The sequence below is a fragment of the Microbulbifer donghaiensis genome (genome assembly GCF_900129095.1).
Classification (GTDB): Bacteria; Pseudomonadota; Gammaproteobacteria; order Pseudomonadales; family Cellvibrionaceae; genus Microbulbifer; species Microbulbifer donghaiensis.
In genome coordinates this window covers 1-23,319 of record NZ_FQVA01000007.1, presented here as the reverse complement: position 1 = coordinate 23,319, position 23,319 = coordinate 1, and the positions used below count along the sequence as shown (strand labels likewise).

Sequence of the window (23,319 nt, the reverse complement as noted above, 5' to 3'; positions counted from 1 at the left end):
GCAGCAACCGCCGCCGAAAGCGCATCGGCTCAAATGTCAGAGGGCGCGAATAAGTGGTGTCGTGCATTTACTCCCCTGCCCAGCCAGCGATTTCGGACAAGGTTATTGCTCGATCTCGACCGCAGAACTGGGACCAATGAATCAGGCACGTACCGAGGGCAATAGCGTCTCGGCTCTGAGGGAGTGACTCGTCACGAGGAAGTGAGCAGACGAGACCACAACCGAAGCGAGACAACTTCCGCTCAGTAGTCGGACACTTGGCGCGACTGCAACCTGCGGTCGGCGGCCCGGTGTCGAAAGTGCCAGGTGGATTGAAAGTCCTGTATTAATAGTCCTTCTTCCACTGCAACTCCACACTGCCGGCGCCGCTTTCGCCTTGTTGCGCGGACTTGATTTCCAGGCTCAGATTGCGGCGCAGCTCGATCTGCATTTCCGCCTGCCAGGGATTGAGAGGATCCGTGCTGCGTTGCAATTCGATATAGATACGATTGGTAATGTATTTACCCAGGCTGAGGGCATACTTGTCCCCCTCGTCAGATTCTTCGGTTTCGATATCCAGGGTGTCGACCCCGAGTAGTTCGCGGGTCTTGGCCACGGGATCAAAGACGGAGCCGCCACTCTGCAAACTCCTCACCACACTGACCAGGCGCACCGCCTGAAGTGGTGAAATGTCCGTCAGGGACTTGCCGAACAGCAGTTGCGCGAAGATTTCATCCTGGGCTGCGGCGGGCGATGAACTGAAAGTGACATCCAGGTCCTCGGTAGTACCGGATATTTCCGCGGTGATCTCGCCGTCGCTGTATTCGTGCAGCCCCTTGACATAAATCGCCGCCTTGTTGTTTTCGAACCTTACCTCGCCCTCCTGCAGTTCGAACTTCTTGCCGAACAGGTCAAAACTGCCGCGCACGATTCGCAGTTCGCCTGAAGCATCCGGTCTGGCCGCCGTGCCGCCGATATCGACTTTGCCGCGCAACTGGGAATCCAGGCCCAGGCCGCGCACGTAAGACTGCTTATCCAGTATGACTTCGATATTCAGGGCCATTTTTTGCAGCAGCGGCGGCGCCCGCTCCACCTGCGGGCCATCCACATCCACTTCGACGACTTCAATCTCGGGCACACTGCTGCCGAACAGCTGCTCTATCTGTACCGCGAGCGGCCGCAGCGTCAAGCGGCCGGCCAGCAACGCATCCTCGGTGGTACCCGTCAGGGCGACAGCACCCGAGATGGCGCCGCGCACCGCCGGGGTGCTGAGCAGGTGCGCCTTATCCGCGCGCAATTCGAAGTCCAGTGACGGGGGCGCCGGCGAGACAAACGTGACGGCACCGCTGAGACTGAGGCTGCCGCGCTCGCCGTCGTCTGCACGGGCGCGCACTATGCGCCACTCCGCCGGACTAAGGCGGGCCAGAAAATCGATATTGCGCAGGCGCGTATTGCTCGGCCGATGCTCGTAGGAACCGCCTTGCAACTCGATGCTGCCGTCCAAAACCGGCTTGGTCAGAGTGCCATCGGCACTGATGGCGAAATTCAACTGGCCGCGCATGGCGTGAATTTCCGGATCGACAAATTCGGCCACAACCGACAGGTCGGCGCTGCCCCGACTGCGCAGCTCCAGGGGCAGTGGCGGCGCCCGCTCGCCCTCGGCCCTTTCGCGCAACAGCTGCTCCAGTATCGGCGCCACCGCGAGGCTGGCACTGGCATCGATGGCCTGGCGCGCGCCGTGATGGGCCGCCAGGGAAATTTGCAAATCCCGTTGCACGGTCTGCCAGTTGAGCACCAGACTGAGGGGCTTGATCTCGACGCGCTGGCGCGCCAGCCCGGGCGCCTCACTGGTGATTCTCAACTCTCCTGCGAGCCGCGGCCGCTCGGGACTTCCCGCCGCAGTGGCAGTCAGCGTGATTTCCCCGCGGTCGGCAATATCTGCCGGCAAGCCGATATCGAGATCCGCAAGCAGCGCCCGGCCGCGAATTTCCAGGTCGAGTTCCTTCGGGTTGAGACTGCCGTGGGCCGACAGCTGATTGCGCTCTGCCCACACCAACTCCACGCCGGCGAGGTCCACGCGCCCGCCGCCATAGCCGACATCGCCCCGCAGCTGCCAGGGTTCGCCGCGGAAATTACCCAGTGCCAGCAGGTTGGCTTGCGCCTCGGGCCTGGCAAAGGGGCCGGAAAATTCGCCGTCGATACTGATTTGCCCCTCCAGTGTCGCTGGCAGCTCCACGCCCGCCACCTCTGCCAGCGACAGGGGGATATTGCGCCCGGCCACCTTGCCGTGCGCCCGGCCCGCCTTGGGCTCTATGACACCGTCCACCTCGAGCCAGGCGACACCACGGCGACCGAGGCGCCGGGCGTCCTCCGCCATCTCGGCCGCGCGGCTGTGGTTTTGCAGCGGCCGCGGTTTGCCGTCTTCGGCGTCTTTTGACGGAATCAGCGATTGCGGACCGCGCAAATGCTCGGGGGTAAACTGGTCGGCACCACTGCCTGCGGACAGTTCCAGGCGCAGCTGATCGAGGACAAGCTTGTCCAGGTTACCCGCGGCACCGCCGCGCAAGGTGAAGCGGTAGTCGCGGAAGTTGCCGTCGGACTGAATCTGCGCATTCATTTGCGGATTCGCCCAGGGCCCGGTCACCCCCACCGCGGCGCGCAGGTCGAGAACCGCACCCGCAGCAGCGGACACCCCCAGATCCCGCGCGGGGCGGAAGTCACGCGCTTCCACATCCAGCTGCAGGTCCAGTGACTCCTTGGCGATGGCCACGGTGCCGCCGCCATTGATATTCAGCCTGTCGCTCAGCAACTGGAAATCGGCAATGGTCAGTTCCTGCAGATCCCCTTTGACTGCGGCACTGAGGCTGGCATCGAGTTGCCGGTAGCTGGGGCTGGCCTTCAGGGTCGCGTTCAGGGCCGGATTTTTCCACGGGCCCTTGGCCTCAACCGTCAGCTGATCCACGCCGCCCTGCAGTTCCTCCGGGATCTCTACCGACTCGGTGCCCGGCAATGCCTTGAGCAGGCTGCGAATGTCATCCACGGACACCCGCTGAATCTCGCCGCGCAGGTCGATAGCTTCACCGCCAATATCCACACTGCCTTCGGCGTCCAGGCGGGTATCGACATACTCGAGGCTGGCCGACTCCAGCTGAATCACACTATCGCTGGTTTCAACCCGCCCCTGCAGGCGCAGGGGGCGCTCGCGATAGGAACTGTTCAGGTCGACGATACCCGACACAGAAGGAAGCGACAGGGGACCGCGGACGCTCAGATCGGCACTGAGCCAGCCGCCCACGAGAAAGTCCTGCCACGGTTGGGAAATGGCCACCGGCAGCTGGTTGAAATCAATCTCCGCATCGACCTGCTCCGCACTGACCGATCCGGAAACCCGGTGCTGGCTGCCGTCCACGTCGAGCCGTATACCGTCGCTGCGGATTTCCCAGGGTGAGAGCGTGGCGGTGGCGCGCCCGGACAGGGAAAATTGGTGCTGCACCAGTGGCAGGGAAAAAGTCTCGATATCAATGAGCAGCTGATTTTCCTCTGGCTGTTGCAGGGAAACCTTGCCCCGCGCGTCCAGCGCCTGCCCCTCGGGCAACTGCAGATAACGCCCCAAAAATCCGGACGCCTTTTCCCTGGCAGAGAGCTCCAGCACAAAGCGGCTACTCTCCACTTCATTGCCCTCCAGGCGCAGATGCAGCGCTGCGCCATCCAGCTCCTGTATTTCCAGCAGTAATTGCGCCGCCTCTGCGCGCCAGCGATAGCGGATACTCGAAGCCACCGATACCACCGGCAGGTCCGGCACACGTTTGTCGATGACCTGCAGACGGTCGACACGCAGGGATCCGAGCCGCGTCTCCGGTATCGACAGTGGCTCCGTCGATTCGTCGGCGACATCCGCTGTGGCTTGGGCCTGCGCTTCGAGCATTTCATTCAACACATCGACATTGACGACCAGCTCGGCGGCACTGACGCTTTCGATATCGACACGGTTGCGCAACAGTGCGCCCAGATCCACGTCGACGGCGAGGTCGCGCCCCTGCGCCAGCGTAGTGGCACCGTAGTCAATTTTCAGCTGGGAGAAATACCAGGCGCCCAGGTGCTCGCTGCGGATCCCCTCCGCCTGCACGACCAGTTCCGGCATCAACTGCCCGGCCCCGTAGATGGCGGCGCGGGTCAGGCTAACCCGCCCCTGCTCGGTGCCAAGTAGATAGAGAAGGGCCAACAGGAAGACGAGGAACAGGCTGAGCAGCAGCGAACCGCGCCCACTCAGCGATTGCCACAGGCTTTTCAGCACGACCCCCAGCGCGCGAACGTAACCGGCGGCGAGTTCCGCTAACGCGCGCATCAGAAAGCCTGCCCCAGACTGACGTAGATCTGGTAATCGCTGTCGATCCCCTCCCGCTTATCGAGCGGGAAGGCGATGTCCAGGCGCAGGGGCGCAAAAGAGGTGAAATAGCGCACGCCGAATCCCGCCCCCCAGAAAAGGTCGGAGAATTTCGGCCGCGGCTCCTCATAGGCATTACCGCCATCGACAAACAGTACGCCACCCCAGGTGTCGCTGAAGCGGAAGCGTCCCTCGAGTGAAATTTCGCTGAGTCCGCGCCCACCGATCGAGTCGGACAGCGTCGGCTGCCCGCCCGGCTCTGCCGGTGGCACCAATACCCGCGGCCCCAGCTCCTGGTAGCCGTAGCCCCGCACCGAGCCGCCACCGCCGGCATAGAAGCGCTCGTCCGCCGGCAATTCAAGGTTGGGTACACCGGTGATGGCACCCGCCTTGATACGCAGTGCCAGCGTCGGTTCGTAGCGCATCTGGCGGCCGGTCTTGTAACCGGTTAGCAGCAGGGTGTTCTTCACGAACGAGGTATTCGAATTCTTGAGATCGAGGTAGGGCTTTACTTCCATTGCCACCGTCGCTCCGCGGCGCGCATCGAGCGGGTTGTCGGTGGTATCCCACTTGAGGCCCAGCGGGAAGGCCAGCAGGCGGAAATTCTTATTCTTGTCTTGCTGCGGCAAGACGTCTACTTCCTCATCGACCTGGCTGAATTTCAGCTCGGTACCGATACTGGCGGTGCGGTTGCGGCTCAGATCCCGCGAGACGGTCGCGCCTATTTTTATGGACTCCGACCGATAGGAATCGCGTTCTTCGTTCCCTACCTCGACGCTCCCAGTCAACTTTTGCTTGTCGTGCAGAAAGCGCGGGATCAGTAGTTTGCCTTTCAGTGTCTGCTGTGCCGGATTCACCTTGCTTTCGACTTCGATTTTCTCACCGCGGCGGAACACGTTGCGGTGCTCCCAGCCCGCGGAGACACCGGCGCCTTCATCGGAAGTGTACCCGACCCCGAGCTTCACGGTGCGGTGACGGCGCTCCTGTACTACGAAGGTGACATCGACCAGTCCCTGGTAAGGCTCCGACACCTCGCTGTTAGCGCTGGCGATCAGGTTGGTGCGCAATAGCCGCAGCCGCGCCGCATCTATTTTTTCGCGGCTGAAGCAGTCGCCGGTTTGAATCTTCAGCTTGCCCTGCAGATAGTCTGCTTCTACAGAGGTGAGCCCTTCCAAGCGCACTTCGCCCACATTGACTTCGGGGCTCGGCGCCACCCGGTATACCAACCGCGCTGCCGCCTCGCTGTGAATCGCCGTCGCCTCGTAACTGACATCTACGTTCAGCAGGCAGGTATTTTCATGCAGGTACTTCTCGATAGTCTTTACGCCCTCAAGCACCTTGCTCGCGACCAGGGGATCTCCAACCTGCAACGGCAGTCCGCTAAAGCCCTGACGCAAGTAGTCCGGCATATCGAGGACAATACTTTTTATATGGTATTGGGGGCCGGGATTGACGCGATAGAGAATCTCGCCATCGGTTACCGTCTGTCGCACGCTGGCATCGTAGTAGCCCCTGGAGCGCAATAGTTTTTCCAGCGTACCGCGTTCATAGCGGGCGACATCGCGTGGATCATCGTAGGTTTTCAGTACACTGCTGCCCTTGCGCTGCTCCTTCATTTGTTCACGCAACCAATCCTGCAGCTGTTGGTCATCCTGTACCCGCACCTTGAACTTGGGCAGTTGATCGAAAAAGGGGATGGCCCGCGCCATAGGCAGTGGCGACAGCAAAAAGGCAGACAGCAGGATACCGATGAAAATTCGCAAAGGACTTATCCGTTATCAGCGACTGAGGCCCGGCCCCAGCGGGCCGGGTAACAACTCCGATCCTTTCTTTACCAATAAGTTGCCGGATCGAGGTTAGGGGCGCGGGGTCGGCTGGCCGATTAGGGGATTGCAGTCACGGATAATAACCCGGCCCTCGAGAATATTGCCCTTGGAGTATTCCGTGAAAATACACTGGTTGGTCTTCGGGTCGTAATTCTCGATCCAGAGATTATCCTCTTTCCAGGTGGCGCCGATATGGCGGTGGCCTTCCGGCACCGATATGCGCATTACCCCGCCAAACCGTTTCACGAATACCTGTTCGTAGTGGAAGTAATAGGCCAGCCAACCGGTCACGAAGAAAATGGCGGCGGCTATGGCACCGAACTTCAAGCTGCCGAGGCGACTTCCAACAAAGAGGGATAATACAACCAGGGCGATCACCGCCGCCCAGTAAAGGTATGTGACCATGTGTGCTCTTCCGTGAAGATTATTGAGGAACCTCTGAGTAAGTCCGTAATATCTCTGCGGGGCCTGAAGGCTGCAGATGTTAGGCGCAGCTCGCCGCGAATGGCCCAGCCCTTTGCAAGAGCTGCAACGCCGCAGCTGCGGCCTTAAGGCCCCGCCCTTCGGGGCTTTCAGAGCGATTCACACACTGCGTTGTGACTTCTTGAAAGGTCTAGACATTCCTGCGAAGCCGCGCCTTGATTGTAAACCGCTCTGAAAGCCAGAGGTATCACGGACTTACTCAGAGGTTCCTTGAAGCTTGTGACAGGAAAGGGTAGCGCAGATTGGCGGCTAACTGAATGGTGGTTGCTTGCCCAGTGGGAGCTTCCCGGGCGAAGGGAACCTTCGCCCGGGATCGGTCGCTTGCAGGGGATGCCAGCGGTAATCAGTCCTCTGCCAGCTGCGGCAGATTCTCGTACAATTTCAGGGCTTCCGGATTGGCCAGCGCTTCCTGATTCTTCACCGGCTTGCCGTGCACGACATTGCGCACCGCCAGTTCGACAATCTTTCCGCTGATGGTACGCGGAATATCCGCCACCTGGATCACTTTGGCCGGCACATGGCGCGGGGTCGTATTGGCACGGATGGTTGCGCGGATTTTCTGGATCAGCGCATCGTCCAGCTCCACGCCTTCGCGCAGCACCACAAACAAAACCACCCGCACATCGTCGCGCCAGTCCTGGCCGATGCAGATGCTGTCCAGCACCTCTTCCACTTTTTCCACCTGGCGGTAGATCTCCGCCGTACCGATGCGCACGCCACCCGGATTCAGCACCGCGTCGGAGCGGCCGTAGATGATGACGCCGCCGTGCTCGGTCACTTCCGCATAGTCGCCGTGCGCCCAGACGCTGGGCCAGCTTTCGAAATAGGCACCCCGATACTTGGAGCCGTCCTCGTCATTCCAGAAGCCGATCGGCATGCAGGGGAAGGACTTGGCGCAGACCAGTTCGCCCTTCTCACCGATGACAGCCTGGCCATCGTCATTCCACACTTCAACCGCCATACCCAGGCCGCGACACTGCAGTTCGCCCGCATAGACCGGCAAGGTGGGATTGCCCAGGGCGAAGCAGGAGACGATGTCGGTACCGCCGGAAATGGACGACAGGCAGACATCTTCTTTGATGTCCCGGTAGACATAGCGGAAGCCTTCATGTGCCAGCGGCGAACCGGTGGACAGCACCGCACGCAGCTTCTCCAGCTTGTGACTCTCGCGCGGTTTGCTGCCGGATTTCTCCAGGGCGGCGATATATTTGGCACTGGTACCGAATACACTGATACCCTCCTCGTCGGCCATATCCCACAGGCCCTGCGCCGCCGGGTAGAAAGGCGAACCGTCGAACAATACCAGCGTGGCGCCACAGGCGAGGCCGCTCACCAGCCAGTTCCACATCATCCAGCCGCAGGTGGTGAAATAGAACAGCGTATCGTCCCGCTTCAGGTCACAGTGCAGGCGATGCTCTTTGATATGCTGCAGCAGTGTGCCGCCGACGCCGTGCACGATGCACTTGGGCACGCCGGTGGTACCGGACGAATACATGATGTAGAGCGGGTGGTTGAAGGCTGTCTGGGCAAAAGTGAGCGCGCGCTCCGGCGCCGCGCCCACAAAATCGTCCAGGGCCACCGCCCGGTCCAGTGAGTCGACGGCCGCTTTGGTTTCTGCCGCCGAGCGGGCCACCGGCACTACCACCATCTTCTTGATGGAGTCGATACGGGCGACTATCTCCCGCAGGCGCGGCAGCGAGTCGATGGTCTTGCCGTTGTAGAAATAGCCCTCGCAGGCGAACAGCACCTTGGGCTGCACCTGGCCGAAGCGGTCAAATACACCGTTGATGCCGAAGTCCGGTGAACAGGAAGTCCAGATGGCGCCGATGCTGGTGGTAGCGAGCATGGCCACCACGGTGTCGATAATGTTGGGCATAAAGCCGGCGACCCGGTCGCCCTGCTCCACGCCTTCGGCAGCCAGGGCTGCTGCAAGGCGTTCGACCCGGGCATAGAGCTCGGCATAGCTCAGCTGGCGGCGACTGCCGTTCTCCAGGCGCTCCACCAGCGCAATCTTGTCGTCGCGGTAGCGCAACAGGTTTTCGGCGAAATTCAGCCGCGCATCCGGGAACCACTCCGCTCCCGGCATAGTGTCCTTGCCGAGAACCTGTTCCCCGCGCTCACTGGCAATCACCTCCGCATAGTCCCACAGATCGCTCCAGAAAGTTTCGCGCTGGTCCACGGACCACTGCAAGAGTTCGGCGTAATCCGCCAGGTTTAGCTGGTGCCGCTCGTTGACCCGGCGACGAAACTGGTCCATCTGGGTGGCGGCGATAGCCTCGGGGGTGGGCTGCCACAGGGGCTGGGCGTTGTTATTGCTCATCTCGGCTGACCTTGTACGTTGGCTGGTACTCAGTGGTTATTGTTATCAATGGTTGACCATTATTCGCGCACACGCGAAGAGAGCAATAATGCCTTGGTAGGACACTTTAAACTATTTTAAACTTTCTCATATCTGTTAAATTTTATTTAACACTTCTTCCCCCCCAGTGAGCGAGGCATTCGTGAGCGCTACCGTCAAACAGTTGCGGGCCTTTATTGCCGTGGCGCGCACCCATAGCCTGGCCGAAGCCAGCGCGCAGCTGCATATTTCGCAACCGGCACTGTCGGTGGCGATCCGCAACCTGGAATCCGCCGCCGGCGGACCGCTGTTCAATCGCGATAGCCGCCAACTGGTGCTGACGCCCGAAGGGCGGGAGTTTCTGACCCGTGCGGAGCAGCTTCTGCACAACTGGGATCAGTCCCTGGATGCCATTCAGCAGCGCTTTCGGCTGCAGCGCGGCCAGCTGTCGCTGGCGGTAATTCCGGCCTTCGCGCTGAATCGCCTGCCTGCGCTGCTGGCGGAGTTCCACCGCCTGCATCCACAGGTCAACTTCGCCCTGGAGGATATCGTGATGGAGCGGGTAATCCAGGCTGTACAGGAGGGGCGCGCGGAGCTGGGTATCAGCTTCCGCCCGGACGATCTCGAGGGCCTGGAGTTCATCCCTTGCGACCGCGACCGTTTTGTCGCGGTGCTACCGCCGGATCACCCGCTGGCGGGCAGGAAATCGCTGCGCTGGAGTGATCTGGCAACTGCCCCCTTTATCGCCATGAACCGCGGTTCCGCGGTACGACGCTGGACCGACGAGGCCTTCACCCAGTGCGGTAAGCCGGCACGGCTCCTGTGCGAGGCGAATCAGCTCAGCACCATCGGCCAGCTGGTTAAGGTGGGGCTTGGCGTCAGCGCGGTGCCGAGCCTGTGTGAGCCACAGATGCACGACCAGGGGCTCAAGTGCCTGCCCCTGACTACTCCGGTGGTGGCGCAAGAGGTGGGAATACTGGCGAAGGGACTTGGCGGCCTCTCGGCAACCGCCAGGGCATTCCTCGCCCTGGTGGCAGCCGACACGGGCACAGCCTGAGCCGCCATGCGGTGATCAGCGGTCCTTGAGAATCTCCCGCGCCGCATTGTGACCGGGAACCCCGGTAACGCCACCACCGGGGTGCGTACCGGAGCCGCAGATATACAACCCCGCGACCGGAGTGCGGTAGTCGCCGTAGCCCATAAACGGCCGATTGCTCCACAACTGGTCCAGTCCCAGCGCACCATGAAAGATATCGCCGCCCATCAGACCGAATTTGCGCTCCAGGTCCAGGGGGGAATGGATCTGTCGGGCGAGCACGGCATCCCGGAAATTGGGCGCGTAGCGCGTGACCGTATCGATAATGGTATCCGCCGCCGCTTCGCGGTGTTCATCCCAGCTGCTACCGTCCGGCAACTGCGGGGCAAACTGCTGACAGAACAGACTCGCCACATGCTGGCCGGGCGGCGCCAGCGTATCGTCCACGGTGGACGGAATCAGTACTTCCACGATGGGTTCCCGCGACCAGCCGAACTGCTTGGCGTCCAGGTAGGCCTGCTCCAGGTAGCCCATCGTCGGCCCGATCACGATTCCCGACTGGTGGTGCTGCTGCAGCTGGGTGCCCGGGCGGCAGGTGAAATCCGGCAATTCTGAGAGCGCCACGTTCATGCGGAAAGTACCGGAGCCCACTTTGAAGCCGCGCACCCGGCGCTGGAATTCCTCGCTCAGGTGCTGAGGATCGACCAGCTTCGTATAGAGCAGCTTGGGCCCGACATTGGAGATCACCTTATCCGCAGAGAGTCGCTCCCCGCCTGCCAGGCGAACGCCAACCGCACGGCCGTTGTCGACCAGCACTTCCTCCACCTCGACGTCGGTGCGCACTTCCACCCCCAGCCGCAGGGCCTCCTTCAGCATGGCCTGGGTGATAGCCCCCATTCCGCCGACTGCGTGTCCCCAGGCGCCCTTCTCGCCATTCACCTCGCCAAACACGTGGTGCAACAAGACATAAGCCGAGCCGGGAGTGCTGGGGGCACCATAGTTGCCGACAATGGAGTCGAAGGCGAATGCCGCTTTTACATGGTCATTTTCAAACCAGGCATCCAGTACATCGGCGGCGCTCTTGGTAAACAGATCCAAGGCATCGCGCCTCTGGACCATGGACAGCCTTTTCGCCCGCAAGCCGAAGCTGCCGGCGCGGATGAGATCGGACAGGCCGCCGCCAACATTGGGGGGCGTGCGCAACAGTTCCTCACGCAGGATATCTGCCACGCTCTCCAGCATCGCGTAGAAGTCCGGCAGAGCGGCGGCATCGGTCTCGGAAAAGCGCGCTATCTCCGCTTGTGTGTCGGCGAAATTGCGGTGAAAGGACAGGCTCTCGGAGTCGGAAAGCGGGAAGAAATTCGACTGGGGCCGCAATTTTACTTGCAGGCCGTGCTCGTGCAGGTTCAGGTCCCGAATGATTTTGGGGTTCAGCAGGCTGACCGTGTAGCTTGCCGCCGAGTTGCGAAACCCGGGATGAAATTCCTCGGTAACCGCGGCACCGCCGACGACAGAACGCCGCTCCAGGATTGTGACTCTTTTGCCCGCCCGGGCCAGGTAACAGGCACAGACCAGGCCATTGTGGCCGCCGCCAATGATGATGTTGTGTGACATGACGTTCTTATTATGTAGTACTTCGTGGCTGCCCCGGGGGCAGGTGAAGACCGTAGAATATAAGTGCCACAGCGTTGAAACAAGTGCCGTGTTGGGGAAGGTATCCGAGGTGCGCGGCGCCGACACGGCGCCGCTGATCATGGGCTTGCAGCGACAATTGCTGTCGACAGCTACTGGGAGGTCGCGCGCAGCATCCACGCGGTTTTTTCGTGTACCCGCATCCGGTCAGAAACGAGAGCCACGGTGGATTCATCATCACCCTCCTGGGCTGACTTAAGCACTTCACGACAGGTTTTCACCACTTGCTCGTGGCCGCGGGTCAGGATTTCCACCATATCTGTCGCCGGAGGAATCTCGGCCACTTCCTTGATCGAGCTAAGCTGCGCAAACGCCTGGTAGGTGCCCGGCGCCGGCACTCCCAGGGTGCGGATGCGCTCGGCAATATCGTCCACCGCTTCCGCAAGCTCCGTGTACTGCTCCTCAAACATCAGGTGCAGCTCGCGGAACATCGGACCGGTTACGTTCCAGTGGAAATTATGGGTCTGAAGGTAAAGCGTGTAGCTGTCCGCCAGCAGGTGCTTGAGCCCGCCGGCGATTTTCTCACGATCCTTTTCGCCAATACCGATATCGATCTTGCTCATAAATAACCTCGTCCTTTTGTTTATCGACAATTTTGCAATCAGGATAGCTTCCTGCCAGTTACGATAAGTTCAATGTCCTTGATTTAAAATTTATTTATTAAATAGAAAAGATTGAAAATGACTATAGCAAGAGCGTTCTTGCTTCACTGGGGGCTTAACTCCTGGGCATTCCCTGCGCCAGAAATCCTGTGTCAACACCAAACCAGAAACTGCCGTCTTCGTCATTGAAATACATATGCCGTATATTGCCACCGCTCGGCACCTGGCTCTCGCTGACAAACTTTTCCGTTGCGAGATCAAAGGCCAGGATGCGATTGGGAATAGTTCCGGTATCGGCGATCCAGAGCCGCCCCTTGTCGTCAAGCGCCGTGCCGTAGGGTCGCGGCGTTTCGCCCGGAAGTTTCCATTCGGTAAATTTTGCGGTCTCCGGCACATAGCGCCCCAGATAACCGCCGGTATAGTCCACATACCAGATATTGCCGGCATCATCGATCTCCAGCCGGCGCGGGCGGGCATCGGCCCGCGGCAATTCGATTTCCGTTACGGCCATCGTCTGCGGATCAATCCAGGCCAACCGGTTGGTACCGAACAGCGCAATCCACGGCCGGTCTGCCGCATCCATCTTGATTCCGTAAGGGCGCGCTCCGGACGTCGCCGGTGAGGCCACTCTTACCTCACCACTTTTGACATCCAGTAAGCCGATGCGATTGCTGTTCTGGGCGGTAAACCAGATGTTGCCGGCGCGGTTAAATACCAGAGTGTGGGGATCCTTCACCTCCGCCGGCAGCGCAAACTGTTCGATCTCACCGCTTTTTGGATGCAGGCGACCGATATGGGCATTGCGATTGCCCGCGTACCAGATGCGGTTTCTACGGTCGACAATCAGATTGTGCGGGTGGGTACCGTCCGGCACCGAAAACTGTTTGAAGATTCCGCTGACCGGCGCGAAGCGGCCGATATAGTTACCGGACTGGCCGCAAAACCACACATCGCCATTGCCATCCACATAGGGATCCCGCGGTCGCCCCTCCCAGGGCACCTTCCACTCATTCAGCGCCAGGTCGTCCGGCAGAGAGTCTGGCTGCGCTATCGCGCCCGGGGCACACAGTGGCTGCAGGAGAAGCGCAATGAAGACGGATCTGAAAAATGGATACCACAGGGAAAAAGCACGCATGGTCTGCTCCGGTATCTGCCACCAGTTTACTCGGGGCCCGACTGTTCCCCGGCCATATAACGAATCAGCCCCGCAAACTGGGCTTCAGTACAATCAAAGCACAGACCGCGCGGAGGCATGGCCCTGTAGCCATTCATCGAGTTAACCACCAGGGTATCCATGCCCTTCGCCAGCCTCGGAGCCCAGGCGACACTATCCCCCGCACGCGGCGCACCGTTGACACCGCTACCATGGCAGCTGTGACAACTGCGCAAGTAAAGTTCTTTGATCACTGCGGGATTCAGGGGGTCGCGAGTCGACTCCGCAGACTTATTGACCGCGGTTTTCTGTACCGGCTCGCCGGGCGAGCATGCCCCAAGCACTATTGTCGCCAGTGCCGTCAGGCATGCCGCCAGTACCAAAGTGATTCTTGTTTCGCGCATTTTTTATTTTCAGTGACGACAAATCGGACAATCATTATTACTTTGCAGTTGCAGGGCTCGCAACTCCAGGGTCTCGGCCTCAAACAGATGCAATTTCCCGCGACTGGGCACGGGCAACCCCAGCAGCATTTTCATCGCCTCGAGTGCCTGCATACTGCCGATGACACCCAGGGCAGGCCCGATCACTCCGGCAGTGGAGCAGTTTTGCGCACTGCTCTGTTGCCCGGGCGGAAACAGGCAGGCGTAACATGGGCTGGAAGTTGCGGCAAAATCGAAACTGATCAACTGGCCGGAAAAGCCCTGCACTGACGCCATGATCACCGGCCGCTGTACTTCGCGGCACACACGGTTGATAACATGGCGGATGTCCAGGTTGTCGGTGCAGTCAAGCACGAGATCCATCTCCGGCACCCGGTCCCGCAGCCAGGACTCCTCCGCCATGCAGGGGTGTGCATAAATGCGAATCTCGGGATTGGCAGCCGTGAGCTGTTGCGCGGCAACCTGCGCTTTGGATTTGTCGCGGTGATTGGTCTTGTAGAGAACCTGCCGCTGCAGATTCGAAATATCAACATGGTCGCCATCGACCAGGTGCAATTCACCAATGCCGGCCGCGGCCAGGTAAAGTGCAACCGGGCTGCCAAGTCCGCCGAGGCCGACAATCATTACTCGCGCCGCCGCCAGCTTCTTCTGCCCCTCCTCGCCAACCTCGGGCAACATGATCTGGCGGCTGTAGCGCTGCAGTTCCTTACGACTTAGCATGGTTCAGTTTTCCAGTATTCGTTTGAATTCGCCAACAGCCAAAGCGCAATCGTCGGCCTTGGTTATGGCACTCACCACCGCAATACTTCCGACTCCGGTGGCCACCACGTCCGCCGCGCGCTCGAGACTGATCCCCCCGATAGCGACCAGTGGATAGTCCGGTAACAACCGGGCCATACGCGCAAGCTTGGCCACGCCCTGCAACTGGCCGCTCATATCTTTGGTATCGGTGGCATAAATTGCGCCGATCGCCAGATAGCTGGGGCGGTAACGATAGGCGCGCAGCAATTCGTAAAAGCCGTGCGTGCTGATTCCCAGCTTCAGGCCGGCCTGCTGGATCGCATGCAGATCCGCGCTTTGCAGATCCTCCTGCCCCAGGTGCACACCATAGGCGCCACACTCTATCGCCAGCTGCCAGTGGTCGTTGATAAACAGGCGCAGGTCGTACTGCTTACCAATGCTGACAGCTTGAGCTATCTGCTCGCGAAGATCATCCCCGGGATCTTTGATGCGCAGCTGCAGCGTCCGCACCTCCAGTTCAGCCAATCTCTGCAGCCAGTCAATTGAATCCACTACCGGGTAGAGCCCCAGGCGAATGGAGTCGGTCGCGGCAAATCCCTTTACAAATGCATTTCCACCGCCGACCGGCGAGTATTCATAAAATCTCGCTCTCTCTTCCCCTGGCAGCAGAATCTCGGGAAAGTCCCGCAGCTCGGTCGGCCAGCCGCAGTGCCCGACGGGGCCCGCGCCGACGCCTATCTTGTCACCGTTGCCCAGGCGCAGGCCGCGCTGTACATACGCCTTGGCCACGACACAGGCATCGCGCAGCGGGTAGCCGAGCGCCAGACAGGCAGTGATGGCCGACGATAGCGTGCAGCCGGTACCGTGGTTATTTTCGCTGGCGACTTTCTCACTGACAAACCAGTCGGCCCCGCTGCCATCCGACAAAAAATCGGCAATTTCTCCGGCGACCAGCTCACCGTGTCCACCCGTCACCAGCACCGCTGCACAGCCGCAGTTGCGCAGCAACTGCGCCGCGCTGGCAATCTGTGCCGCGCCGTTCACCGACGCGCGGGCCAGCCACTCCAGTTCGTGCCAATTGGGTGTGACCAGGTCGCATAGCGGCAGTAATTTTTCGATCACTGCCTCGCCAATACTGTCTTCGGTCAACGCGCCACCGCTGCTAGTGACCGCCACCGGATCGTACACGACCGGTACCTTATCGCTCTTCGACAGCGTGCGCAGAAACTCCGCTACCGCGTTCACCTGCTCTACATTGGCCAGCAGGCCAATCTTGATCGCTGCGGGGAAAAGATCCCCCTGCAGAGCAAGCAGCTGCGAAGTAAGCGCGTCCAGCGGTACCGCATTGATCGCCGCCACCGCTGTTGTGTTCTGCGCGGTATTGGCGGTAACCGCGGTACAACCGTGACAGCCAAAATCGGCAAAGGTCAGTAAATCTGCCTGAATGCCGGCGCCACCACCGGAGTCGCTGCCGGCGATGGACCAGACTATTGGTCTGTGATGCAAAGTTTCCTCTCGCATAGATGACTCAATCCTGCGGCACTTTATCGACCTGCTGCCAGAAAGGCATGTCCAGTGTCGGCGTGCTGGGGCTGGCGGTCTGGCGCTTCACCATCAGGCCGGCGACACAGGCGTTGCGCCCTGCCTCTACTGCCAGCTTGAAGGACTGCGCCATCAGGGCCGGGTTCTGCGCCTTGGCAATCGCAGTGTTCAGGAGTACCGCATCGAACCCCATTTCCATCGCCTCCGCCGCCTGTGAAGGTGCGCCGATACCCGCATCGATAATCAACGGGACATCCGCAAGGCGCTCGCGCAGCGTCTGCAAATTGTATCTGTTCAGTAGTCCCTGACCGGTACCTATAGGCGCCCCCCACGGCATCAGCACTTCGCAGCCGACATCCAGTAGCTTGCGGCATACGACCAGATCATCGGTACAGTAGGGCAAAACCTTGAAGCCGCGCCCGACCAGCTCCCGCGCCGCTTCGATCAGCCCGTAAGGGTCCGGCTGCAGGTTGTAGTCATCGCCGATGACTTCCAGCTTGAGCCAGTCGGTCTGGAAAATCTCCCGCGACATTTCCGCCAGTGCGATCGCTTCCCGCGGTGTCTTACAGCCGGCGGTATTCGGCAGTAACTGACAGCCGGACTCGCGAATATAATCCCACAGTATCTTGCCCTGCTGCTGGTCCGGACTCTGCCGGCGCAGCGACAGGGTAATGATCTCCGCCCCGGAGGCCGCCACCGACTGGCGCATAACCGCTGGCGACGGATAGAGGGCGGTACCAACCAACAACCGACTGGTGAAAGTCTTGCCGTACAGGCTCAGTTGCTCATTCATCTTTAACCGCTCCCTTTTACCCACCGACGACCGGCGCCACCACATCCAGGGTATCGCCGTCATGGATTTCCGTGCGCAGGTAACTGACCCGCGGGACGAATTCGCCGTTCAGCGCCACCGCAAAAGTCTCACCGCTGTATCCCAGTTTTCGCAGGAGACTGTTCAGGTCCACCGGGCCCTCTATGTTTTTCGCCTCGCCATTGATGAAAATCTGCACTATGCCACCTGTAAAACCTGTTCTGTTACCAGCTTTTCAATGTTTGCCACCAGCGCTGGCGCCAGCAGATAGCCGTGGCGGTGGAGGCCATTAACGCGCACCAGGCCCGGCTCGCAGTGAACGTACGGCAGATTGTCCATGGTTGCCGGGCGACAGTTCACCCGGGTTTCCACAATGCGCGCTTCGGCAAACGCCGGGTGCAGTGAGTAGAGCGCCGAGGACAGCTCCATGGTGGAACGCACCGAAATCGGTGACATGTCCTCGCTTTCAATTTCGGTTGCTCCGATCACCGTGTGACCATCCCCGCGGGGCACCGCATAAAGCTTGTAGCGCGGATGCAGCAGACGCACCGGACGCTGCAGCGCCACTTCCCGGGTTTGCACCACTAGAACTTCACCGCGCACACCGCGCAGACCCTGAATCTGTTCTCTCGCCCCCAGGCCGCGACAATCGATCACACAGTCAAAGCGCGCCCTGCCCTCCGCGTGCTCCAGCTGGTAACCGTGGCACGACACCGGCGTACGCTCTTTGAGAGAGACGCCCTGCTGGCGCAGCACGTTGAGCAGTATTGGTAATAAACGGCGGTTGTTGATATCACCCTCACCGCGCAGGTAGAGCCCCTGCTCGAAGTTTTCCAAGGCGGGCTCCAGCTGCCGCAGCTCGTCGGCACCGAGTGGCTGTACACAGGCGGAAATATCACCGTTGAGCTTCCCCCGTAGTTCGCGCTGAAACTGCAACAGTTCACTCTTATCTTGCCCGTGCGCCACCAGCACGCTGCCAAGACTGCGAAACTGCACCGAACGGCCGCTCTGCGCTTCAAGCTGTTCGGCCCAGCCTGGCCACAGCTCCAGGCTCTGCACACCGAGAACGTAGATTTCCCGCTCGCTGTGCACCAATTCCGACAACGGTGAGATCATGCCGGCGGCGGCCCAGCAGGCACCGCTGGGCGTCGACAGGTCACCCGCTTCATACAGGCTGATATCGAAATCCTGCAATGACAGCCGCCAGGCCAGCAGGCGCCCCATAAGACCACCACCGGCGATGGCAATGCTTGGCTTCGTTTCGCATTTCACTGACAAAATACCGTCTATTTTCGCTACCAATCCCTGGGGAAATGCACGCCACAGGGAGCCAGACTGGAGATTTTGCGCGCCGCTGCGTCTCGATAATGCATTAGCCGCCAACAGGATTCTCCGTATTCCCTTTGGTGAAAATCATTCCTTGTGGTAAAGCTCGCTTCCCAGCTCCTTGAATTTGATCGCCATGTCTTCCATCCCTCGCTCGGCCTCCTGCTGCGCCGCCTCCAGCTCTTCCGAGTAGGCGCGCACGTCCTGGGTAATTTTCATGGAGCAGAACTTTGGACCGCACATGGAGCAAAAATGCGCAACCTTGCCGGATTCCTTTGGCAGCGTCTCATCGTGAAAAGCGCGTGCGCGCTCGGGGTCCAGGCCCAGATTGAACTGGTCTTCCCAGCGGAATTCGAATCGCGCCTTGGACAGGGCGTCGTCGCGCTGCTGCGCACGCGGGTGGCCCTTGGCGAGATCCGCCGCGTGCGCGGCAATCTTATAGGCCATCAAGCCCTCTTTAACATCCTCCTTGTTAGGTAGACCCAGATGTTCTTTCGGCGTCACGTAGCACAGCATCGCGCAACCGTAGGTACCGATCAGCGCCGCGCCGATGCCGGAGGTAATGTGGTCATAGCCGGGCGCAATGTCCGTGGTCAAAGGCCCGAGAGTGTAGAAAGGCGCGCCGTGGCAATGCTTCAGCTGCTCATCCATATTCTCTTTGATCTTGTGGATCGCCACGTGTCCAGGCCCTTCGATCATCGTCTGCACATCGTGCTTCCACGCAATCTCGGTCAGTTCGCCGAGGGTGTGCAGCTCTCCGAACTGGGCCTCGTCGTTGGCGTCGGCAATTGAACCGGGACGCAGGCCATCGCCGAGGCTGAAGCTCACGTCGTAGGCCTTCATGATTTCGCAGATATCCTCGAAGTGCGTGTAGAGGAAATTCTCCTTGTGATGCGCCAGGCACCACTTGGCCATAATGGATCCGCCGCGGGAAACGATGCCGGTGACCCGTTTTGCAGTCAGGGGCACATAGCGCAGCAGCACACCGGCGTGAATAGTGAAGTAGTCCACACCCTGCTCCGCCTGTTCGATCAGCGTGTCGCGGAAAACCTCCCAATTAAGCGCCTCGGCTATGCCATCGACCTTCTCTAACGCCTGGTAGATGGGCACAGTGCCGATCGGCACCGGGGAATTGCGCAGAATCCATTCGCGGGTCTCGTGGATATTGGCACCGGTGGAAAGGTCCATGACCGTATCCGCTCCCCACTTGGTGGACCACACCAGTTTTTCTACTTCTTCCTCGATGGAGGAGGTCACCGCCGAATTGCCGATATTGGCGTTCACCTTGCACAGGAAATTGCGACCGATGATCATCGGCTCCAGTTCCGGGTGATTGATATTCGCCGGGATAATCGCGCGGCCCTCGGCCACTTCGCGGCGCACGAACTCCGGTGTGATCTGCTCCGGAATGTAGATGCCGTCGCGCGCCTGTTGATAGTGAGAGTCCGCCAGCGCATCGTCGAGCCGCGCGCGCCCCATATTCTCGCGAATGGCAATAAATTCCATTTCCGGCGTGACGATGCCGCGGCGCGCATAGTGCATCTGGGAAACATTTTGCCCCGCCTTTGCACGACGCGGGGATGGCAGATTCTCGAAGCGGATATGGTCCAGCCCCTGGTCCGCCATACGCTTCTGGCTGTAGGCCGCCTGGCGCGAGCTCAACTGCTCGCTATCACCGCGCGCCTCGATCCAGGCCCGGCGCAACTTTGGCAGTCCCTGGCGGACATCGATCCTGTAATCGGCGTCCGAATAGGGTCCGGAGGTATCGTAAACCCGCAGCGGGGCATTGGGTGCCAAAATCGGGTTGGTCTCGTCGCCCCCCACGACGCTGTCGCCGAGACAGATTTCCCGCGCACCCACGCGCATATCCGGCTTCTCGCTCTGAAGATAGACCTTACGGGAATTCGGAAAGGACTGCGCGGTGAGATTGTCGAGGAACGTCTTGGCGGAATCGCGGCTGGCGGCGCGGGAAGATTTCGCGGTGTGGCTGGGCTGATCGGTGATGTCAGACATGCTTACCCCTGTGGCTTGCGGTAAATGACGCCGCAGCACCCGTGGGCAGGCAAATAGAGATAAGTCGCACGATTTATTTAGGGTGTGGGCGCCTCTAAAATCGTAGCGAGCGGGTGGCTAGGGGTGGCCGCCGGAGCGCAGGAAGCGGAGTGTACTTTAGTACATGAGCATTCCTACCGGGCTGGCGTTCCAGCACCGCCGGACGCCGCTAGGCGCACGCGTAGTAGATTTTAGAGGTGTCCACAGGCGACTTCAGATCTTGTTCCCTACGCGGGGGTTACCCCGATCAGGTTCAACGGATCTCGCAACAGCGATCTCAGCCCGCAGGCACTCCGACAAGTAGTGCCGGAGTATAGGGGAAGGTCGCCACTGTGAACAGTGAGCGGCGCCGCCTTTGTGACAGCGCTCCGCAAAACTTGTCACAGGCCTCAGATCACCAGGGCCTTTTGGTAGCTCATCTCGCGAATGGCGTAGCGCACCCCTTCGCGCCCCACACCACTCTCCTTAACCCCGCCAAACGGGAAGTGTTCGGCGCGGAATCCGGGACCGTCATTCACCGCCAGCAAACCCACATCGAGTCGATTGAACAACTGTTTCGCCAACGCCAGATTCTGGGTAAACACGCCCGCCTGCAGTCCGAACGGGGAGTTATTGACCAGCGTGACCAGCTCCTCGACGGATGCGAAGCTACGCAGCGGCATCACCGGCCCAAATGTCTCCTCCGCCACCAAGTCCGCATCATCTGCCACATCTGCCAGGATCGTCGGCCACAGGATATTGCCCTCCCGCCGATTGCCGAATAACACGCGTGCACCGCCTGCGACCGCCGCATGGATGCGCTGCTCCACTTCATCTGCCGCCGCCGAATGAATCAGCGGGCCGACAAAGGTTTCGTCGTCCATCGGATCGCCGACCTTCAGTTTCTGCGTAGCAGCAACCAGCTTTTCGGCGAAGGCACCAAATACATCCCGGTGCACAAACAAGCGCTTGGCGGCTGTGCAGCGCTGTCCCGCAGTGGCGAAGCGCTGGTTGATTGCCGCATTGACGGCCGCGTCCAGATCGCCGTCCGGCATCACGATCAGGGGGTCGTTACCGCCCAGTTCGAACAATAGCTTCTTGTAGCCCGCGCGCGCTGCGATGGCATTGGCCGCCGCAGTGCCACCAGTAAAGTTGATCGCCTGCACCTGAGGGTGCGCCACCGCATAGCTGGTAGCATCGATATCTGGAATTAGCATCTGCAGTACAGAACGAGCCATGCCAGCGGCATAACACAGCTCCACCAGCAGCTCGGCAGAACGCCTATTCTGCGGACCCGGCTTAAATAAAATCGTATTGCCGGCGGCATAGGCAGGGCCGATCTTATGCACGGCAATATTGATGGGGAAATTGAACGGTGTGATACAGAGTGCCGTGCCCAACGGCTTCCACAGAACTACGCCTATCTTGTCCCGCTGAGGGGGAAATGCATCGGAGTCCAGAGCTTCACCGCAGATCGCCCGCGCTTCCATGGCGCTGGCCAGGGCGGTATTGTAGGCGCGCTCAATCTCTACACGGCTATCACTGATGGTCTTGCCGGTCTCTTCGGTAATCAGTCTCGCCAAGTCTTCCTTGCGATCCTGCAGCAGCTGCGCCAGGCGCAGTAATATATTCGATCGTTCAAAAGCCGGAGTGGCCCGCTGGATTTCCCGGCCCTTAACGAGCAGCTCGAGCACCGCATCTACTTGCTGCCGGTTGGCGAAATTGTATTCCTCGATCAATTCGCCGTTGTAGGGATTCACAATTTTAAAGTCAGCCATTTCACCCACCTTCTTACGCGGCAACCACCTGGTAGACAATCCGCACACCAGCGATCAACAGGGCTACCCGCATCAATTTAAAGAACAAGTCACTGTCCAATTTATTTAGTAGCGCCACGCCAACCCGCGTGCCAATAACAGCCGCCAGCGTCAGCAGCAGAATCAACCCCAGATGATCGGAGAACGCAAAACCAAGAAAAATAAAGGCTGGTATCTTCAGAGCATGACACCAGGCCTGCATCACCGATTTATTGGCCACGACTTCTTTCGGGCTCAGGTCCTTGCGCACAAAAAAAGCGGCCAGTAACGGATCCACAGCGCCGGCCAGGATGCCCAGTGTTCCTGTCGCCAGGCCAACCCAGAAGTAATTCCGAGCAGCCAGACGAATCTCCGGCAGCTTCTTGGGTTTAAAGACCGTGTAGAAGATCAGCAGGGCCAGTAGCGCCATTGGCAACTGCTGCCAACTCAGGCTCGCTAGCCCTAAGGTCATGGCTGCTGCACCCAATGTGCAACCAACAAAAAACGGAACACACAAATCCCAGCGGATAAATTCCCGCACATAGTAAATCCGCGCGAGATTGTTTATCAGCTGGACTGCACCATGAATAGGTACCAGCATGCGTAACGGGATTGCCGTATTCAGCGCTGCAAACATCAGCACTCCACCGGCACCACCGGTAACCGCGGAAATGAATGCACTGACGATGCAAGCCGCTAATAACAGCGCCAATGTCAGATTGGAAATGTCCCCCAGCTCGACCAAGATGAGCCCCGTCACTGTTGGTTTTTTAGTCGATGCAGTCTATCCGGAGCGACTCCAGTGACCTAGTATCCGCAGGTCTCTTATTGGTTACTTTCGGCCATCATGAATGGAGACTGTTATACGACGTTCTAGTTGGCTAGCTGTAAATAGACCTACCAGGTGGAAGACGTGATCGATAGGGCTGGCGAAAAGACGTGATGTCCTCGAGCGACATTCTCAAAATGAATGGCTGGGGGATTGTGGAGGGAGGGGCGTTTGTTTGGATGGCCCTTTCCTTTATCTAGAAGCTTGTATGCAGGGGCGACTGGCTTTTGTGTTGCCTTCCATGGCGTAGCTCCGGCTTGTTCGATCGGGCCCCGGCCCGGCCATCCATGGCCGGTCGACCGAAAGC

The 23,319-nt window shown here is 59.9% G+C and carries 17 protein-coding genes and 1 riboswitch; of the genes, 1 reads left to right on the top strand and 16 read right to left on the bottom strand.

What is annotated here, in order from left to right:
- Nucleotides 1-325: 325 nt before the first annotated feature.
- From BUC36_RS16465 to BUC36_RS16450, 4 genes are all read right to left on the bottom strand, one after another.
- Nucleotides 326-4,324 (bottom strand): translocation/assembly module TamB domain-containing protein, encoded by a 3,999-nt coding sequence (locus tag BUC36_RS16465; protein ID WP_073277231.1) that lies wholly within the window; start codon nt 4,322-4,324, stop codon nt 326-328.
- Complete coding sequence (locus BUC36_RS16460; protein ID WP_234995039.1) at nt 4,324-6,126, bottom strand: autotransporter assembly complex protein TamA; 1,803 nt, start codon at nt 6,124-6,126, stop codon at nt 4,324-4,326. Before BUC36_RS16460 ends, BUC36_RS16465 begins: the two co-directional genes overlap by 1 nt.
- A gap of 93 nt (nt 6,127-6,219) precedes the next feature.
- A complete protein-coding gene (locus BUC36_RS16455; RefSeq protein ID WP_073277227.1) occupies nt 6,220-6,594 on the bottom strand; it encodes a hypothetical protein in 375 nt (124 codons plus the stop codon).
- Between the two features lie 421 nt (nt 6,595-7,015).
- Nucleotides 7,016-8,992 (bottom strand): acetoacetate--CoA ligase, encoded by a 1,977-nt coding sequence (locus BUC36_RS16450; protein ID WP_073277225.1) that lies wholly within the window; start codon nt 8,990-8,992, stop codon nt 7,016-7,018.
- A gap of 181 nt (nt 8,993-9,173) precedes the next feature.
- Here BUC36_RS16450 and BUC36_RS16445 point away from each other — a divergent pair, with 181 nt between their 5' ends.
- Entirely contained in the window at nt 9,174-10,067 is an 894-nt protein-coding gene (locus BUC36_RS16445) for a LysR family transcriptional regulator (protein ID WP_073277223.1), read from the top strand.
- A 15-nt stretch (nt 10,068-10,082) separates the two neighbouring features.
- Here the strand turns inward: BUC36_RS16445 and BUC36_RS16440 are convergent, their stop codons facing one another.
- The 12 genes from BUC36_RS16440 to BUC36_RS16385 all read right to left on the bottom strand — a co-directional run bounded on the left by BUC36_RS16440 (nt 10,083) and on the right by BUC36_RS16385 (nt 22,928).
- Nucleotides 10,083-11,801, bottom strand: a complete 1,719-nt coding sequence (locus BUC36_RS16440) for a phytoene desaturase family protein (protein ID WP_143187033.1) — start codon at nt 11,799-11,801, stop codon at nt 10,083-10,085.
- Nucleotides 11,802-11,830: 29 nt separating this feature from the next.
- Nucleotides 11,831-12,301, bottom strand: coding sequence for a Dps family protein (locus BUC36_RS16435; protein WP_073277221.1), 471 nt, complete (start codon nt 12,299-12,301; stop codon nt 11,831-11,833).
- 154 nt (nt 12,302-12,455) lie between these two features.
- A complete protein-coding gene (locus BUC36_RS16430; RefSeq protein ID WP_200797308.1) occupies nt 12,456-13,475 on the bottom strand; it encodes a Vgb family protein in 1,020 nt (339 codons plus the stop codon).
- 26 nt (nt 13,476-13,501) lie between these two features.
- A complete protein-coding gene (locus tag BUC36_RS16425; RefSeq protein WP_073277219.1) occupies nt 13,502-13,897 on the bottom strand; it encodes a c-type cytochrome in 396 nt (131 codons plus the stop codon).
- Nucleotides 13,898-13,906: 9 nt separating this feature from the next.
- Nucleotides 13,907-14,656 carry a HesA/MoeB/ThiF family protein gene (locus BUC36_RS16420; RefSeq protein WP_073277217.1) on the bottom strand — a complete coding sequence of 250 codons (750 nt, stop codon included), beginning with the start codon at nt 14,654-14,656 and terminating at the stop codon, nt 13,907-13,909.
- Between the two features lie 3 nt (nt 14,657-14,659).
- Nucleotides 14,660-16,183, bottom strand: coding sequence for a thiamine phosphate synthase (thiE, locus tag BUC36_RS16415; RefSeq protein ID WP_234995038.1), 1,524 nt, complete (start codon nt 16,181-16,183; stop codon nt 14,660-14,662).
- Nucleotides 16,184-16,205: 22 nt separating this feature from the next.
- Nucleotides 16,206-17,012: a thiazole synthase gene (locus BUC36_RS16410; RefSeq protein ID WP_073277212.1), complete on the bottom strand. Its 807-nt coding sequence runs from the start codon at nt 17,010-17,012 to the stop codon at nt 16,206-16,208.
- Between the two features lie 16 nt (nt 17,013-17,028).
- Nucleotides 17,029-17,229 carry a sulfur carrier protein ThiS gene (gene thiS, locus BUC36_RS16405; protein ID WP_073277210.1) on the bottom strand — a complete coding sequence of 67 codons (201 nt, stop codon included), beginning with the start codon at nt 17,227-17,229 and terminating at the stop codon, nt 17,029-17,031.
- Nucleotides 17,229-18,302: a glycine oxidase ThiO gene (thiO, locus tag BUC36_RS16400; protein WP_143187023.1), complete on the bottom strand. Its 1,074-nt coding sequence runs from the start codon at nt 18,300-18,302 to the stop codon at nt 17,229-17,231. The genes thiS and thiO overlap by 1 nt, the downstream gene beginning before the upstream one ends.
- Before the next feature lie 141 nt (nt 18,303-18,443).
- Nucleotides 18,444-20,369: a phosphomethylpyrimidine synthase ThiC gene (thiC, locus tag BUC36_RS16395; RefSeq protein WP_073277207.1), complete on the bottom strand. Its 1,926-nt coding sequence runs from the start codon at nt 20,367-20,369 to the stop codon at nt 18,444-18,446.
- Between the two features lie 246 nt (nt 20,370-20,615).
- Nucleotides 20,616-20,714: riboswitch (TPP riboswitch) on the bottom strand.
- Between the two features lie 83 nt (nt 20,715-20,797).
- Complete coding sequence (gene safD, locus BUC36_RS16390) at nt 20,798-22,165, bottom strand: sulfoacetaldehyde dehydrogenase SafD (RefSeq protein WP_073277433.1); 1,368 nt, start codon at nt 22,163-22,165, stop codon at nt 20,798-20,800.
- Nucleotides 22,166-22,178: 13 nt separating this feature from the next.
- On the bottom strand, nt 22,179-22,928 hold the full coding sequence (locus BUC36_RS16385; protein ID WP_073277205.1) for a sulfite exporter TauE/SafE family protein: 750 nt from the start codon (nt 22,926-22,928) through the stop codon (nt 22,179-22,181).
- Nucleotides 22,929-23,319 lie beyond the last annotated feature (391 nt).